This window comes from Microbulbifer sp. CAU 1566, assembly GCF_023156515.1.
Lineage (GTDB): Bacteria > Pseudomonadota > Gammaproteobacteria > Pseudomonadales > Cellvibrionaceae > Microbulbifer.
In genome coordinates, this window is sequence record NZ_JALNMG010000004.1 from 176402 (window position 1) to 192385 (window position 15984).

A 15984-nucleotide genomic window follows, 5' to 3' on the forward strand; every position below is an offset into this window, starting at 1 on the left:
GCTAAGCGACAAAAAAGTAATACGTTGCGGGCAGGAGCTGCCCGCACTCTGGCTTGGAACTGGCTTTGAAACTGGCCTGTAAACCGATAAGAAACCGGGCTTACTTGGAAAGATCCGCCGGATCGTAAGGCTCATGGGCACAGCCATCGTAATTCACCGGCATGCCCATGGCCGTCATCGGACACTGATCGAGGTAATCCGGCACGCCGTCACCGTCGCCATCGGTCGGGCAGCCCCGCGCATCCACGTCCAATCCGGCCGGTGTCTGCGGGCACTGGTCCACATCGTCGAAGACACCGTCGCCATCGCGATCGTACACCACCGGGTCCGCACCCCACTGGTAACCGATGCTGAAGTTCAGGAAGCTGTCCAAGCCACCTTCTTCCACACCCTGGAAACCGCGCAGGTCGCCGCGGGCCTGCCAGCGCGGACCGAGGCGGTATTTAATACCGGCACCGAAGTTGACCATGGTCTGGCGTCGGTGCCAGTCATCGGGGTAGCCATAAGACGTTTCGTCGACCCGCAATTCGCCGGCACCCAAGACCACATAGGGCTGCCAGTCGTAATTGCCACAGAAACGTCCGGCGAACTGATACATCAGGTCGAGGTGGTAATTCTGCACATCCACATCTTCCAGGGTGTCCTGCACATTGACACTGAACAGGTCGTAAACCCCCTCGACTACCCAGCGGTCGGTGACGTTGTAGCCAAAGCCGATACCACCACCGGCACTGTCGTCCAGTTCAAAGCCGACATAGGGGGTGCCGTCCAGACGTGCGTCATCGAACCAGTATTGGCCGGCATTGAGGTAGAGGTTGAGCGTGCCTTCGCGATCGGCCAGGGCCTGGCCACTCAGGGCCATACCGGCACCTGCGAGCAGCAAGAGTCGGGAGATGTTGCGGATTTTTGTCATTCTAGCTCCGGAGCTTCCGTTTACCGGCGGTAGTGTGAAGATAGCATAAGGGGCCCGCGCACAGCGGATTACAGGTCACACTGCGCGCGGCCGGAGTGCGGATTATTTCCGGGTATACAGCAAATCCCAAACGCCGTGGCCCAGGCGCTCACCGCGGCGTTCAAACTTGGTCTGCGGGCGGAATGCGGGGCGCTCGGCGTAGTTGCCTTTACCCGCGGTATTTTCCAGCATGCTTTCTGCTTCCAGTACTTCGAGCATCTGTTCCGCGTAGTTTTCCCAGTCGGTGGCCATGTGCATCAGGCCGCCGGGCTTGAGTTTGCTGCACAGGAGTTTGACGAACTCGGGCTGCACGATGCGGCGCTTGTTGTGCTTTTTCTTGTGCCAGGGGTCGGGGAAGTAGAGCTGAAAGCGGTCAAGGCTAGCGTCGGCGATGCAGTCGTTGAGCACATCGATGGCGTCTGCCATGTAGACCTTGAGGTTTTTGACTTCGGCTTTACCCGCATTGTTGATCAGGCGGCCGACACCCGGGGGGTGCACTTCGATGCCGATAAAGTCTTTGTCGGTTTCTGCTTCGGTCATTTCCAGCAGGGAATCGCCCATACCGAAGCCGATTTCCAGTACTACCGGCGCTTCGCGGCCGAAAATTTCCTTCGGATCGATAGCACCGTCGTACAGTGACAGGCCATAGAGCCCCCAGTAAGTATCGAACGCCTTGCGCTGGCCTTCGGTCATACGACCGCCGCGAATCACGTAGCTGCGGATGGATTTCTTTTTGAATTCGGTGCGGTAGGGGAAGTCTTCTTCCTCGTTACCTTGTTCGTTGTTTGGCTCTTCTTGCATCTTGGTTTTGTTACCTCTTGGCTCGGAGCACAGTTCCTGGGTGCTTCGTAGCTCGTTTTGTGGCGGCCAAGCACCGGGTATAAGTTTTCAGAACCACTGTGAACCCATCCATGGGCGTTGCGGCGGCGACGTGGCCCGGCCGCTTCAACGCGGCGCCTTCGGCCCTGTCGCCGACGCTTCTGAAAACTTATACCCGGTGCTTGCCCTGCGATTTGTACTTCTCTACTTCGTAGTTCGCTGGTGCTTACTTCGTATATCCGAATGCAGCGACAAACAGCGCTATCCAGCCGCCGATCAGCAGGGTGCCACCCAGCGGTGTGATGGGACCTAGGATTCTTGGGCCACCGAAAGTCAGGCCGTAGAGGCTGCCGGAGAAAAACAGAATGCCGATAGCAAACAGGGCACCACTTGCGATAAGCGAAGTTTTTGCGCCGATCTGATGAATCAATATAGCCACAGCAATTAGTGCCAGGGCGTGGATCATCTGATAGTGCACACCGGTTTTATAGGCTTCCAAAAGATTTTCAGCGACTTTGTCACGCAATCCGTGGGCACCAAAGGCACCGAGAACGACTCCGGTGCCGCCAAAAAGTGCGGCAAGCAACAAATACAATTTAACCATATCCATTCCTTTCTTACTGGCTTACGAAGTAGTTCGGTTCAATACGAAGGGGGAGCACTGGGTGCGGGTTTTCAGAAGCGTCGGCGACAGGACGTCGCCGCCGCAGCGCCCAGGGATGGGTTCACAGCGGTTCTGAAAACCCGCACCCAGTGATCCCCCGCCACCAGACCAGCTTCAAAGCAAAAACCACCGAACCAGATACGAAAAAACCGCGCCATAAGCGCGGTTCTTGAATCCGGTTGGATCAGAAGACGATCAGGCCTCCATCGCCACCCGGACTTTTTTCATGGCGTTCTTTTCCAGCTGACGAATACGCTCAGCGGAAACACCGTACTTGTCGGCGAGGTCGTGCAAGGTCGCCTTGCTCTCGCTCAACCAGCGCGCCTCGATGATATCGCGGCTGCGGTCGTCCAGCTGCTCCATCGCAGCGGTCAGATTGTTGACGCTGGTTTCCTGCCAGTTGTCCTGTTCCAGCATGGTGGCCGGATCGTAACGGCGGTCTTCCAGGTAATGCGCCGGCGCCTGCCACGCGGAATCTTCATCGTCATCCACGCCCGCATCAAACGCCGCATCGTGGGCTGCGAGACGACCTTCCATATCGTGCACATGTTGCACATCGACGTTCAGCTCAGCTGCCACGCGCTTGGCTTCATCGTTGGTCAGCCACGCCAGTTTCTTCTTCTGACCACGCAGGTTGAAGAACAGCTTGCGCTGGGCCTTGGTGGTGGCAATTTTCACAATGCGCCAGTTGCGCAGAATAAATTCGTGAATCTCGGCCTTGATCCAGTGCACTGCAAAGGACACCAGGCGTACACCTTTCTCAGGATTGAAACGCTTTACCGCCTTCATCAGGCCCACGTTACCTTCCTGAATCAGGTCACCCTGGTTCAGACCGTAACCGGAATAGGACTTGGCGATGTGCACCACAAAACGCAGGTGGGACATAACCAGCTGACGGGCTGCGTCGAGATTTTCGTGATAGTAGAGATCTTCCGCGAGCTTCTTTTCTTCCTCGGCAGAAAGGATCTCAAAGCCGCTCACTGTCTGGATGTAGGCGTTCAGATTGGCGCCCGGCGACAGTGTGTGGATCGGCTGCAGGTTGGTTCCCATTCAGGATTCTCCTCGTAACTCAGTTGCCCCGCTTGGCACTTGCTGCCCGGACTCTTTCTTACCGGAACCAGTAGTTTGCGGCGGCTTTGTCCTCCGGCCCTTTACATCAGGCATCCGGAAGTGACAAGAATGGCCACAGTGTAGCACTCGCAACGGGAAATGGAACCCCATCCACGAGTGGCCGGCACACCGCGCCAGCCCTTGATTTGCGGCTATTTAGAACAGTTATCCACAGGGGAAGTTCCGGGCTTTACGAAACTTGACTGACTCATTGGTCAGCGCGGCTGAATTGCCGAAATATGCCGCGCCACCGCCAGCCAGGCACCGGTCAGCCCCAACAGCGCCGCGCCGCCCGCCAGACCGACCAGATAGGTGAAGCCCGGGCCATCGAGCCGGAAACCGCTGCCGTACAGATTTGCCAGCCCGCTTACCGGGCCCGCCAGCAACCAGACACCGAAACTTACCAGCAACCAGGCAATCAGCCCGCCCACCAGGCCGTACACCAGACCGGTGTACAGGAAGGGCCGGCGCACAAACGCATCCGTCGCGCCCACCAGTTTGACCACCAGGATCTCTTGGCGGCGATTCTCGATATGCAGGCGGATACTGTTCACCACCACCAGCAACACCCCCAGGGCCAGCAAACACGCCAGGCCCAGGCTCATGCGCCGGCCCAGCTCGGTCAACTGCGCCAAGCGCTGTACCCAGGCCATATCCAGTACCACCGAATCCGTCAGCGCGCTCTCCCGCAGACGCTCCGCCAGCGCCTCCAATGCCAAGCTGTCGGTACCCGACGGGCGCACCAGTAGCACCGCTGGCAGCGGATTGCTTTCCATCCCCACCAGTGCATCACCCAGCCCCGAGGCTTGCTGGAACTCGGCCAGCGCCTGCTCCGGAGAGATATAGGTCACACCCGCCACCAGCGGATCTGCGCGCAGGTCATCCGCGTAGGAAGCCACCGCGCTCTGTTTCGCGCGCTTGTGCAGGAATACCGAAATCTGTGGTTGCCCATCCCAGCCGGCAACGGCTTTCTGGAAGTTGGTGAGTCCTAACTGCAGTGCCGCCGGCAGCGCCAGGGCGATGGCGATCACCAGTGCGGTCATGCCACTGGACATGGGTGAGGCAAAGAAACGCACCCAGGATTCTCGCCACATTTCGCGGTGGTGACCCAGCCAGCTGCTGAATCGGTCACCGGCGCCAGTGCGGGCGGTGACCGCGCCGGCTGCGCGTGGGCGTTCGGTCGCAGGGGGAGAGGGCTTAGTACGCTGGTTCACGGCTGGGGTATCCGTCGTAGATCAATTGCCCCGCCTGCAGGGTCAGCACCCGCTGGCGCATGCGCGCGATCAGTTCGAGGTCGTGGCTCGCGATCAGTACCGTGGTGCCCACGGCGTTGAACTGCCGGAACAGGTCCATGATCTCCTGCGAGAGTTGGGGGTCGAGGTTACCGGTGGGCTCATCGGCCACCAGCAGGGCGGGCTTGTTCACCACCGCGCGGGCAATACCCACCCGCTGCTGCTCACCGCCGGAGAGCACGATGGGGTTCTGCTTTTCCTTGTGCAGCAGCCCCACCTTGTCCAGCGCGGCCCGCACCCGGCGGCCGACTTCGCGCTTGCTGCAGCCGGAGACCGACAGCGGCAGGGCGACGTTGTCGAACACGCTGCGATCAAACAGTAACTGGTGGTTCTGGAATACGATGCCGAGATTGCGGCGGTAGTAAGGAATCTGGCTGTTGCGCAGGCGATTCAGATTCTGGCCGCCGACAATGATGCTGCCACGGGTAGGGCGCTCGATGGCGGTAAGCAGTTTCAGCAGGGTGCTCTTGCCGGCACCCGAGTGCCCGGTGAGAAACACCATCTCCGCGCGGTCGATTTCGAGACTGACGCGACCCAGCGCGTCCTGCCCGGACTCGTAGCGTTTGTTGACGTTATCGAATTGGATCATGAGCGCGTTTTTGTTGTTCTTGGTTTTCGGGACGCGAAGGTGCTTTTCAGGTGCTGTGGCGGTGCCGCTACCGGGTCTAGCTTTGTGAGACACGCCATAAACCCATCCCTGGCCGCAGACGGTCTCACAAAGCTAGACCCGATATCGACACCTTCGCATCCGGTTTCAGATGCTTGTACGGGCCATGGAATTCTCTGCTATTTCAACCTTGGCTTCTGTTAAACAGCGCCGCAACAAAGTCCTTGGCCACAAACGGCTGCAAATCTTCCGCCTGCTCCCCCACACCGATAAAGCGTACCGGAATCCCCAGCTTCTGCGCCAGCGCGAAAATCACCCCGCCCTTGGCGGTGCCATCCAGTTTGGTGAGCACCAGTCCGGTAACACCAGCGGTATCGCGGAAGGTCTCGGCTTGCGAGAGTGCGTTCTGGCCGGTGCCGGCATCCAGTACCAGCAGAACCTCGTGGGGCGCACTGCCGTCCAGCTTGCCCATGACCCGGCGCACTTTCGACAGCTCTTCCATCAGGTTCGACTTGTTGTGCAGACGCCCAGCAGTATCGGCAATCACCACATCCACACCGCGGGACTGGGCGGACTGGATGGCATCAAAGATCACCGAGGCACTGTCGGCACCAGTGTGCTGGGCAACGACCGGCACATTGTGGCGCTGACCCCACACCTGCAGTTGCTCTACCGCAGCGGCGCGGAAAGTATCACCGGCCGCCAGCATCACGGATTTGCCTTCATTCAGGAAGCGGTGGGCGAGCTTGCCGATGGTGGTGGTCTTGCCGACGCCGTTGACCCCTACCACCAGAATCACAAAAGGCTGTTTGCCCTGGTCAATGGCCAGCGGGGCTTCGACCTGGTCCAGCAGGCTGGCCAGCTCTTCCTGCAGCGCGGCGTAGAGGGCTTCGCCGTTGGACAGCTCGCGACGGGAAACCCGGTCGGTGAGGCGGTCGATAATTTCGGTGGTGGCGTCCACACCCACGTCCGCCATCAGCAGCTGGGTTTCCAGCTCTTCCATCAGGTCTTCGTCGATCTCCTTGGCACCCAGGAACAGGTTGCCCATGCCTTCGGCAAACTGGCTACTGGTACGGGAGAGTCCGCGGCGGATGCGGGCGAAGAAGCCCTCTTTTTTTGGTTTTTCCTGCACCGCAGGCTCGGCAGAGGCCAGCTCTGGCTCTGGCTCTGGCTCTGCGACAGGCTCGGGCTCTGCCACTGGCTGCGGACTGGGGTCGAACGCGGATTCCGGCGCTTCTTCTGTGGATAACTTTTCATCGGCCACCGGCTCCTCTTCAACCACCTGCTCCTCTTCGACCACCGGCTCCGCGGGCGCTTCCGGCACTGGCTCTGGCAGCTCGGCCTGCGGTTCCGGCTCCGCTCGCAGATTGTCGGGAATCTCGAATTCCGTTTCGGCGGCCTCCGGGGTGGCTACCGGTTCGGCAGCCGCTTCTTCGCCTTCTGGCTTTTTCTTGCGCAGGAAATCAAAAATCATCGTATGCGGATTCTGTAACTGGGATTCAGTAGTGATAGCCGCTGACTGGCGGTCAGCGGCGGAAAGGCGCTAATCTTAGCACCGCTGGCTGTTTAACACACAGCCATCCCCAGTCTAATTGATGCCTATTGATTCCTGCACAGAGACCCCCTTGGCCAGAAACCGCAACTCCAGTTCATCGTCACGCCACACTTCCCCAAAAGCGCCCAAGCAAGCATCCCAGCTGCGGATCATCGGCGGCCGCTGGCGGGGCCGGAAGGTGGCGTTTGCGCCCATCGAAGGACTGCGCCCCACCGGGGACCGGCTGCGGGAAACCCTGTTCAACTGGCTCCAGTTCCATTTGCCCGGCGCCCGCTGCCTGGACCTGTTCGCGGGCTCCGGAGCCCTGGGCCTTGAGGCTCTGAGCCGCGGCGCCGAAACCGTGGACTTTGTGGAACTGGATCGCGGCGCGGCACAGATGCTGCGCCAACAGCTGGAATTGCTGCAGGCGGAAGGTGGACGGGTGCACAACTGCCCCGCAGAAGTCTTCCTGTCACAGGCAGCAGCCAGTCATCAACCTTTCGATGTGATCTTTGTTGACCCCCCGTTTGCCGGGGATCTCTGGCAAAGCACCCTTGCGGCGCTGACCGAAGCCGGCCTGATCGCCGACAACGCGCGGATTTACGTGGAATCGCCGCGGGATACCGCCATGCCGGTGCCGGCGGAATGGGAGCTGGAGAAGGAAAAACAGGCAGGGCAGGTCTGCATGCGGCTTTACGCCACCTGAACGCCACCTGAGATTCCCCCAGCCGTTAAGGTACCGCCAAATCAAATAAGGTACCCCCCAAACTAGCGCTAAATTAGCCGCAGATCCGCGCACTTTTGAGCCTTAGCGCTAAATTGTTTAAGATGCGCGTCCCTTCTGGCCGGCAAGGCGATTTGGCTTATGAAAAAAGTGGTTTACCCGGGTACCTTTGACCCCATCACCAACGGACATATGGACCTGGTCGAGCGGGCCTGCCGACTGTTCGATCACGTTATCGTCGCCGTGGCCGCCAGCACCCGTAAAAACCCGCTGTTTACCATGGAAGAACGGGTGGAGCTGGCCCAACAGGAGCTGTCTCACCTGGACAACATCGAGGTCATCGGCTTCGATATCCTGCTCGCCGACCTGGTGCGTCAAGTTGATGCCTACGGCGTAGTGCGCGGCCTGCGCGCAGTATCGGACTTCGAGTACGAGTTCCAGCTCGCGAACATGAACCGCCAGCTGGCGCCGCAGATGGAAAGCCTGTTCCTCACCCCGGCAGAGCATCTGTCCTACATCTCTTCCTCTCTGGTGCGCGAGATCGCCTCCCTCGGTGGTGATGTCACCAAGTTTGTACCACCGGGTGTGCAGAAGGCGCTGGAAGAAAAATACAGCCAGCGGACTCCGTAACTTCGGTCCCAGCACCGCACTTTTATCAGGTCTGATACACTCGGGCGTTCCAGCCACTCTCCGGCCAAACCGGTAAATGGATCGCCCGTGAACAGACTCCTGCAGTTTTCCCTCTCTGTTTTCTTTATCTCGGCCACCGCCGTCGCCGCCCCCCAGGGCGAAGTACAGCCCGAGTTCGCGACCGGCCGCACCGAGATCAAGTCCGCTACCGCCGATCGCTACATGGCGGTAACCGCCAATCCCCACGCTTCTGCAGCCGCCGAAATCATCCTCGCCAAGGGCGGGACTGCGGTGGATGCCGCCATCGCCGCACAACTGGTATTGAGCCTGGTGGAGCCGCAGTCCTCCGGCATCGGCGGCGGTGCCTTTATGCTGAGTTATCGCGCTGACGAGAAAAAGCTCTTCTCCTACGACGGCCGCGAAACCGCACCCATGGCGGTGGATGAAGACTACTTTATGCGCGACGGCCAACCGCGAGGCTTTCTCGAGGCGGTGATTGGCGGCAACTCGGTGGGTGTGCCCGGTGTCGTGCGCATGCTGGAACTCGCCCACAAACGCGATGGCAAACTGCCGTGGAAAGAGCTGTTCCAGCCCGCCATTACACTGGCCGAACAGGGCTTCAGTGTTTCGCCGAGACTGCATCAGCTGCTGGTGCAGATGCCGCGAGTGGCCGTGCGCCCGGCAATTCGCGATTACTTTTTTGATGATGGCGGCGAACCCCTACCGGTGGGCCATCTGCTGAAAAACCCGGAATATGCCGACACTTTGCGTCAGCTGGCTGAAAAGGGCAGCAAACCTTTTTACGATGGCGACATTGCCGCCGCTATCGTCGAAGCGGTGCGCAATGACCCCGAAAACCCGGGCGTAATGACCCGCAAAGATATGGCGGACTACCGGGCCAAGGTGCGCGAGCCGGTGTGCGCGGCATTTCTGGTGTACGACGTCTGTGGCGCCGCGGCGCCATCCTCTGGCGGCACCACCGTGGGCGCGATACTCGGCATGCTGCAGCAGTTTCCGCTGGACCAATATGAAGTGGGCAGCGCAGAGCTCACTCACCTGTTTGTGGAAGCCTCGGAGCTGGCGTTTGCGGATCGCAACACCTACAGCACCGACAGCGACTTTATCCCGGTGCCCACCCAGGCCATGGTTGATCCAGATTATCTCGCCGCAAGAGCCAAGCTGATCGACCCAGTAAAAGCGCAACCCGCTGTCGCCGGCGACCCCGCCGGCTTAGCCACCGTGCGCCGCACCGCCAAGTCCCCGGAACTACCCAACACCAGCCACCTGTCCATCGTCGACCAGTACGGCAATGCCGTGAGCATGACCACGAGTATCGAAACCGGCTTTGGCTCGCGGCTGCTGGTGAAAGGTTTTCTGCTGAACAACCAGCTCACCGACTTTTCTTTCGTGCCCACCAATGCCGACAAGCAGCTGGTGGCCAACCGCATCCAGCCCGGCAAGCGCCCGCGCTCCTCCATGTCACCGACTATCGTATTCAATGAAGACGGCAGCCTGCGGTTGATCGTCGGCTCCCCCGGCGGCTCGCGGATCATCGACTACACCGCGCGCACCATTCTCTATCACCTGGCCAAAGGTATGCCCATTGCCGAAGCCATTGATGCCGGCAATATCGGCGCAATCGGCTATAGAGTGGAAGTGGAACCCGGGGCGCTGAAGGAAGCGGAAATCAAACAACTGGAGGCCATGGGCCACAAGCTTGTGCAGAAAGAATTGAACAGCGGCATCCACGCCATTGCCCTGATCGACGGCAAGCTACAGGGTGGCGCCGACCCCCGCCGGGAAGGCAGCGCGCTCGGCAAATAGCTGCTTATCTACCGGGCAACCACTGTTAATTCGTGAAGTTGCCCGGAAGGTCGACTAAACGCAGCCCACCAGCCCGGCCACAGGACTTAAAACCAGTCGTCCAGAAACCTGCCAAAGTAATCGCCTGACCAAAAATCTGCAAAAAAACCGGCAGAGACAACTTGAGGGCGATTGCCGTGTTTTACGACCGGCGCACTCGGGGCCTTGGCATTAGGGAGCACCTTATTGAGTTGCGGTATCTCCAAATGCCAGCACTTGTCTTCGATTATCAGCCTAGCGATATACTCTTCTGCTTTCGCCGGCTGCCGATATCGCAAATTTTTGACCTCTGTGGACATTCCCATCAAGGCAATTTCAAAATCTTTGCGCTTACCAGCATCAATGCTGCTATATGGTATATCGAGAATATTATTTTTTTTGTAATCTGCCTCAGGCACACAGTGCAGGGATACTCTGACTCCCGCAGTGGATACAGAGGCAATTTTCTGCTTCATCAAAGAAATAACGTCTGCCCGGGGCTTTGACTTGTTGGCAAAGAAAACCTCCTCCACCTTCCTACCAGCCGCTGCATAACCCCACCCTCTTGCCGCCCTCAAACTAGCGACAGAGGTTGCAGCAGGAAAGCCGGCACAGTTGTCATACATAATCCGCGCCTGATCATCCATCGTGCGTATGGTGCTGGAAATGTCACACTTAGTGACCCCACCAAAACCCATGGCCAATTTCACTATATTTTCGGTATACGTACTCAATACTTTCTTGGCATTCGGGCGATAGTGAATAGTGCGGGGACCAGCTCCAGATTTTGCCGGTGTTTGACGGCGAAGCCCATGCTTTCTAACTAGAACAGGTATCAGATCTTTGTCTATCTCAATCGCTTTGGCCACCAGCATTTTTTCCGTTCGACCATTAGGATCAATGCGAGAATCTGGCCTTTGCAACTTTACATAGAACTTTTGAAATTTAGCAATAGCGTCTTTTGTCTGTGGACCAGATACTCCATCCACCTCTATTTCAGGCATGCGTAAATCTTGCTCAGAAAGTAGCTTAAGTAAATCCTGAACAAAACCAACATCATCCTTACCATTGTTTCCATTCAGCCCGACTGAACCGACGATATACATTACAACCTCCCTGTAATGCCAAACTCAATTTGAAGCGTAACTAATTACATAGAAACCGTTTTCAGTATCACTGATGAAATTGAACCGATATACCTTCCCATCAAAGTCGGTGAGAGGCAGAGAAAATTCCTCTTTACCCAAAACACGATTTCTTTGAAGTCGCGACCCCATTTTTTGAATGAATTCGCCATTTATTTCTACTACCTTCATCAGTTCTATAATTCGATTAGCGAGATCCTCCCTTGTAGGGGGGTAAGTTAAAACATAACTGGCATCTATAGTTCCAGTCTCACTTCTCTTTATAGACAGAATATTTCCGTGATCCTTAAGCTCAGTTTTAATTTCACTATCAGGAAAAATCTTTTTTTCTAGATCAGTACGCGAATTATCTTTTCCGCTAGAAATACTTTCGGCACACCCAGTAAGCGGAATAAATAAAAGTGTAACTAACCCCACCAACATTAAAAATTTCATAGCACTGCCCTTAGTGTTCTGGAGGAATCCAGCGATAGTGAATGACAGCTTCATATACAGGGCTTGGAAAGTCTTTTACCTGCACCCAGTGATCCCCATTTGAACCCGGTAAGGTCACCCCACCGCGAAAGTCATCTTCTGTGTGAGCCGCCACCTTTGATGCAATGGAGTCGGCTGCACTATCAGGTGGCATTACATTCAAAAGAAGAAAGCTTATATAGTCTGGTAAACCATCGTTTTTATGCTCAATCAAATAACTCGCTTTAAGTCCCAGACCGCATAAATCAAATCGCGCAGTGATACTGCTGCCGTCCTTTAACGTTGCACTATATTCTCCCCGGTCAGGCGCGAACTTTTCATCAGTAACTTGCTCAAGACCCGAAAACAGGGCTCTAGGTGTTGTAGATACCAGACATTCATTTGCCAGTAAGCTTGACGAAATGACGAATAATCCAATCGCCATCACGCCTTTGAATAACTGCATAAGATTTCCCTTGCGGTTTCAATAGCCAATAGTTCACACGATTCTATGTTCAAAACCGGTGAATTTCTATACAAGGTATCACGGGATAATTGCCAACATTACACTTAACTTGGCAAGCTAGAAAACCGCCGCACAGAATCGGTACGAGCGTTTTATTTAGCAGGTGCGGATATCTGGAAAGATTCTTTCGCTTTTAGCGCTGACTTCATAGAAAAGGCAACGATTACGCTGGCTTATGATCTTCCGGGCGAAGTTACCGGGATGTACCAAAGATGTGCTTCACCAAAAGTGTGCAAGCTGCTTTATACACCCAAAACAAGTGCAATGAACAAGTAACCACTTACTGGCCAGGCAACCACAAGTAGTTGGCTGGGTTGTCCTGGCAGGGGCCCAAGCCACATTCGAGCAGGGTGGAGAGCAGGTTTAGAGCCAGAATCACCAAAAAGCTGACGCCCGCCGACCGTCCCAACCAACCGGGATGGCGGGGCGTATCGGCGGCTTCTTGCGGCGTCATTTTGTCGATCAGCAACAGTCCACAGAGCAATATCGCCAGTACAAAGAATCCTACCAGCGCCCAGGTATAAAAATGCAAGCCGAGAAACGGCGAGCCATATCCGGGATCCCCATGAGCAATATGCAACAGTACCTGGCGCGCCGATGAAACCATTCCGGCAGAAGAGACAAGTGCCGTGAGGAAGGGCAACATCATAATCATTGCATCGGGACCGATTGGATTAACGGAGTCAAACTTAGGCTGAGTGACAACAAATACCCAGTTTCACTACCACCCATTGCCGGAGTGATGCCATTCGCATTTCCAACAAACGGTACCGGAGCCGCTTCGCATTCCCGACAAAATCGGGGATTCCCCTATAGTGACCGCGCTTTCCGCTCTCATAGCATCTTCGAGTTATTTCCATGTACTGAACGGGCTGGCCACAAGCTGCCCTCATTTCTTGCAGGTACATCATCAGGAGTGAATGAGATGACCGAGTATTTACCCGGCACAGGCTTGCGCCGCACCTTACTGGCGGCGGCAGTGCTTGTTAGCGGAGCCCTTTCTACCCACGGCGCCTACGCCAGTGAATTGGCCGTGGATATCGAACCGGCGGCGGAAACCGTTGAACCCGTAACGGCTAATGGAAAACTGGTGCGCTTCATCGAACTTTCCAGCAAGCCGCTGGCAGAGGCCGGTGTAAACCCGAATCGCAAAGCGGCTTACCTTAAGAAGCTGGCCCAGGAACAGAGCGATTTTCGTGCACAGGCCAAGGCCGCTGGTATCGCGTTTTCCGAGCGCAAGCATTTCGACGTGCTGTTCAATGGACTGTCGATCGAAGTCTCCGCAGATGACCTCGCCAAACTGGAGGCACTGGACCTGGTCAGTGCGACCTATCCAATTTACGAAGTCATGAGTGGAACCTCCCCGGTACCAGCGAAGGTACCTGAAGGTACAACCCGGGAAAATGTCACGGTTACCAACCTGACCGGCGTGCCGGAAGCGCACGCGGCCGGCATAACTGGTAAAGGTGTTGTGGTCGGCGTGATCGACAGTGGTATCGACTACAACCACCGCGCTTTCGGCGGCCCCGGCTTCCCGAACAGCAAGGTCATCGGCGGTTACGATTTTGCCGATAACGATCCGGATCCGTTCGACGACCAGTACGGCGCGGCAGAAATGCACGGCACACACGTGTCCGGTATCGTCGCCGGTAATGACGACATCATGGTCGGGGTAGCCCCGGATGCGAAACTGCGAGCCTATCGAATTTTCGGTACCCAGAATCGCGGCGCTACCGAGGATGTATTGATAGCGGCGATGGAGCAGGCGGTGGAAGACGGCTGCGACGTGGTGAATATGAGCTGGGGCAGTAATCGTGCTGAAGTGATCCAGAACGGCCTGATGGCGCGCGCCGCGGATCGCATGCTGAAAAGCGGCACCGTTCCAGTGGTGGCCATTGGCAACTCCAATGCCGGCCCATTCCTGCCGGGCGCCCCAGCCATTGCCAAGCAGGCCATCGCGGTCGGCGGTGCTTATGACGAGTCCCGCAAGGAACTGGCGTTCGAGCTCTCCAACAGTGAGACGGTGCCGTTCCGTATCATGTACAACGGCGCAGCGGTTCCCGGTGCTGGCAGCTTCCCGATCGTGGACGCAGGCGTTGCCAATTGTCAGCCGATCCCTGAGGACGTTTCCTACGAGGGCAATGTCGTGCTGCTCCAGCGCGGTCATTACACCTGCCGCACCTACACCGCAATCAATCAGTTTGCCGAGGCTGGCGCCGAGGCGGTCATTTGGTGGCAGAGTTCCTACAACCCCGAAAGCTGGCCCGGCCAGTGGAACAGCACCAAGACACCGTTGGAAATTCCCACGGTGATTGTGCGCACCATGGATGGCGAAAAAATCGCGGCCATGAGCCCGGGCGCCAGTCTCGACTGGGGACACTACTTTGATGTCCCGGGCAACTTCGGCGGCCTCACCGGCTTCTTCAGCTCCTGGGGCCCTTCCCACGAGCTGGAGCTGAAACCGGATGTAATGGCACCGGGCGGCAACATTTTCTCGACGGTTCCGAACTATGCGGGTGACTACGGTGTGATGACCGGCACCTCCATGGCCGCACCGCATGTGGCCGGTATTGCGGCGCTGATGCTTTCCGCGAATCCGAAACTGAAAGCCCACGAAGTGCGTGAAATTCTGCTGAGCAGCTCCACGCCCACACGCGCGAACTTCGACACCAGCCTGGGCTTGCAGCCAGTGGCGCAGCAGGGTGCCGGCATGGTCAATGCCCTCGCGGCGATTGCCAGCAAGGCAAAAGCGCTGCCGGCGAAGATCTCTCTGGGAGACCTGCGGGGTGCGGTCGCCAGTGAGCAAATCACCATCGAAAACAAGAGCAGCAAGGCAGTAACCTATACGCTGCGACACAATCCAGCGATTTCTGTGGCACCCCCGATGACCGCCTTCTGGAACCCGAGCAAGGCCACCGCAGACGTGACCTTTTCCGCCGACACCTTGACCGTTCCTGCCGACGGCGAAGCGAGCTTCACCGCCAGCTTCCGCGAGCCGGGAGAGTTGCCGGGTGGATCCATTCTCTCCGGTTGGATTGAACTGGTACCTGAAGCCGGCGATTCCCTGCGAGTCCCCTATCTCGGCCTGAAAGGGGCATACCAGGAACTTCCGGCACTCAACCCGACCTTTACCGACATCAACCCCGGCCTGGACAACCCGTCCCTGCGCCCGGAATCGCGCCCCTACTGCAGCGGCCCGCCCCCGACTCAGGCCCGCTGCTGTAGCGACCCGACCCCGGGATCCTGTGGCTGGTCCACCGGCAAGAGCACACCATTGACACTGGACTTCACCAACGGCGACAAGTACGACGACGCGGCCTTCGCCATGGTTTCCCAAGGCTTCCCGATGCTGCGCAAGTATCGTGCACGGGTGATCAATGAAGCCGGCCAAACAGTTGCCTGGGCCAAGGATCGCTACACCGGCCTGCGCCCTGCAAAACTGTTCGAACACTGGGTACGCAACAGCGGCGCCGGCACCGGCATCGATTTTGCGCAGTGGGACGGTATGCTGGAAGACGGCGCTCCGGCCCCAGCGGGCACTTACTACATTCGCCTGGAGTTCGACAAACTCGGGGGAGATGGTGTGAGTTTTCCGGACTTCGAAACCTGGACATCACCGCCGATTACGGTTGTGCGCTGAACAGCGCTGTCGTATCGGAAATGAAAACGGGGCCTTTTGGACCCCG

General features: G+C 57.5%; 15 protein-coding genes. 4 read left to right on the top strand and 11 right to left on the bottom strand.

What is annotated here, in order from left to right; all coding sequences use genetic code 11:
- Positions 1-100 precede the first annotated feature (100 nt).
- The 7 genes from M0G74_RS11665 to ftsY form a co-directional block, all read right to left on the bottom strand.
- On the bottom strand, positions 101-913 hold the full coding sequence (locus M0G74_RS11665; protein WP_248217164.1) for a porin family protein: 813 nt from the start codon (positions 911-913) through the stop codon (positions 101-103).
- 102 nt (positions 914-1015) lie between these two features.
- Positions 1016-1753: a tRNA (guanosine(46)-N7)-methyltransferase TrmB gene (trmB, locus tag M0G74_RS11670; RefSeq protein WP_248217166.1), complete on the bottom strand. Its 738-nt coding sequence runs from the start codon at positions 1751-1753 to the stop codon at positions 1016-1018.
- A 244-nt stretch (positions 1754-1997) separates the two neighbouring features.
- Positions 1998-2375: a DUF423 domain-containing protein gene (locus M0G74_RS11675; RefSeq protein WP_248217665.1), complete on the bottom strand. Its 378-nt coding sequence runs from the start codon at positions 2373-2375 to the stop codon at positions 1998-2000.
- A gap of 255 nt (positions 2376-2630) precedes the next feature.
- Positions 2631-3485, bottom strand: coding sequence for an RNA polymerase sigma factor RpoH (gene rpoH / locus M0G74_RS11680; RefSeq protein WP_160151986.1), 855 nt, complete (start codon positions 3483-3485; stop codon positions 2631-2633).
- Between the two features lie 275 nt (positions 3486-3760).
- The gene (gene ftsX, locus M0G74_RS11685; protein WP_248217171.1) at positions 3761-4759 is read right to left on the bottom strand and encodes a permease-like cell division protein FtsX; all 999 of its coding nucleotides are present in this window, start codon (positions 4757-4759) and stop codon (positions 3761-3763) included.
- Positions 4743-5426 carry a cell division ATP-binding protein FtsE gene (gene ftsE / locus M0G74_RS11690; protein WP_248217172.1) on the bottom strand — a complete coding sequence of 228 codons (684 nt, stop codon included), beginning with the start codon at positions 5424-5426 and terminating at the stop codon, positions 4743-4745. Before ftsE ends, ftsX begins: the two co-directional genes overlap by 17 nt.
- Before the next feature lie 202 nt (positions 5427-5628).
- Positions 5629-6918, bottom strand: coding sequence for a signal recognition particle-docking protein FtsY (gene ftsY, locus M0G74_RS11695; protein WP_248217175.1), 1290 nt, complete (start codon positions 6916-6918; stop codon positions 5629-5631).
- 151 nt (positions 6919-7069) lie between these two features.
- Between ftsY and rsmD the strand changes: the two genes are divergently transcribed.
- From rsmD to ggt, 3 genes are all read left to right on the top strand, one after another.
- Positions 7070-7684: a 16S rRNA (guanine(966)-N(2))-methyltransferase RsmD gene (gene rsmD / locus M0G74_RS11700; RefSeq protein ID WP_248217176.1), complete on the top strand. Its 615-nt coding sequence runs from the start codon at positions 7070-7072 to the stop codon at positions 7682-7684.
- 159 nt (positions 7685-7843) lie between these two features.
- Positions 7844-8332 (top strand): pantetheine-phosphate adenylyltransferase, encoded by a 489-nt coding sequence (gene coaD, locus M0G74_RS11705; RefSeq protein ID WP_160151981.1) that lies wholly within the window; start codon positions 7844-7846, stop codon positions 8330-8332.
- An 87-nt stretch (positions 8333-8419) separates the two neighbouring features.
- Positions 8420-10156: a gamma-glutamyltransferase gene (gene ggt, locus M0G74_RS11710; protein ID WP_248217178.1), complete on the top strand. Its 1737-nt coding sequence runs from the start codon at positions 8420-8422 to the stop codon at positions 10154-10156.
- 86 nt (positions 10157-10242) lie between these two features.
- Here the strand turns inward: ggt and M0G74_RS11715 are convergent, their stop codons facing one another.
- The 4 genes from M0G74_RS11715 to M0G74_RS11730 form a co-directional block, all read right to left on the bottom strand.
- Positions 10243-11280, bottom strand: coding sequence for a peptidoglycan-binding protein (locus M0G74_RS11715; protein ID WP_248217180.1), 1038 nt, complete (start codon positions 11278-11280; stop codon positions 10243-10245).
- 24 nt (positions 11281-11304) lie between these two features.
- A complete protein-coding gene (locus M0G74_RS11720) occupies positions 11305-11754 on the bottom strand; it encodes a hypothetical protein (RefSeq protein ID WP_248217182.1) in 450 nt (149 codons plus the stop codon).
- A 10-nt stretch (positions 11755-11764) separates the two neighbouring features.
- Complete coding sequence (locus M0G74_RS11725) at positions 11765-12238, bottom strand: hypothetical protein (RefSeq protein ID WP_248217184.1); 474 nt, start codon at positions 12236-12238, stop codon at positions 11765-11767.
- A gap of 340 nt (positions 12239-12578) precedes the next feature.
- Positions 12579-12953, bottom strand: a complete 375-nt coding sequence (locus M0G74_RS11730; protein ID WP_248217186.1) for a hypothetical protein — start codon at positions 12951-12953, stop codon at positions 12579-12581.
- 270 nt (positions 12954-13223) lie between these two features.
- Here M0G74_RS11730 and M0G74_RS11735 point away from each other — a divergent pair, with 270 nt between their 5' ends.
- Complete coding sequence (locus M0G74_RS11735; protein WP_248217188.1) at positions 13224-15938, top strand: S8 family serine peptidase; 2715 nt, start codon at positions 13224-13226, stop codon at positions 15936-15938.
- The last annotated feature ends 46 nt before the right edge of the window (positions 15939-15984 follow it).

Excerpts from the sequence above, each read along its gene's own strand:
- M0G74_RS11730 (WP_248217186.1), bottom strand. The coding sequence starts at position 12,953 with ATGATTATGATGTTGCCCTTCCTCACGGCACTTGTCTCTTCTGCCGGA.
- rpoH (WP_160151986.1), bottom strand. The coding sequence starts at position 3,485 with ATGGGAACCAACCTGCAGCCGATCCACACACTGTCGCCGGGCGCCAAT.
- M0G74_RS11735 (WP_248217188.1), top strand. The coding sequence starts at position 13,224 with ATGACCGAGTATTTACCCGGCACAGGCTTGCGCCGCACCTTACTGGCG.
- ftsE (WP_248217172.1), bottom strand. The coding sequence starts at position 5,426 with ATGATCCAATTCGATAACGTCAACAAACGCTACGAGTCCGGGCAGGAC.
- M0G74_RS11665 (WP_248217164.1), bottom strand. The coding sequence starts at position 913 with ATGACAAAAATCCGCAACATCTCCCGACTCTTGCTGCTCGCAGGTGCC.
- M0G74_RS11675 (WP_248217665.1), bottom strand. The coding sequence starts at position 2,375 with ATGGTTAAATTGTATTTGTTGCTTGCCGCACTTTTTGGCGGCACCGGA.
- M0G74_RS11725 (WP_248217184.1), bottom strand. The coding sequence starts at position 12,238 with ATGCAGTTATTCAAAGGCGTGATGGCGATTGGATTATTCGTCATTTCG.
- M0G74_RS11715 (WP_248217180.1), bottom strand. The coding sequence starts at position 11,280 with ATGTATATCGTCGGTTCAGTCGGGCTGAATGGAAACAATGGTAAGGAT.
- trmB (WP_248217166.1), bottom strand. The coding sequence starts at position 1,753 with ATGCAAGAAGAGCCAAACAACGAACAAGGTAACGAGGAAGAAGACTTC.
- M0G74_RS11720 (WP_248217182.1), bottom strand. The coding sequence starts at position 11,754 with ATGAAATTTTTAATGTTGGTGGGGTTAGTTACACTTTTATTTATTCCG.
- coaD (WP_160151981.1), top strand. The coding sequence starts at position 7,844 with ATGAAAAAAGTGGTTTACCCGGGTACCTTTGACCCCATCACCAACGGA.
- ftsY (WP_248217175.1), bottom strand. The coding sequence starts at position 6,918 with ATGATTTTTGATTTCCTGCGCAAGAAAAAGCCAGAAGGCGAAGAAGCG.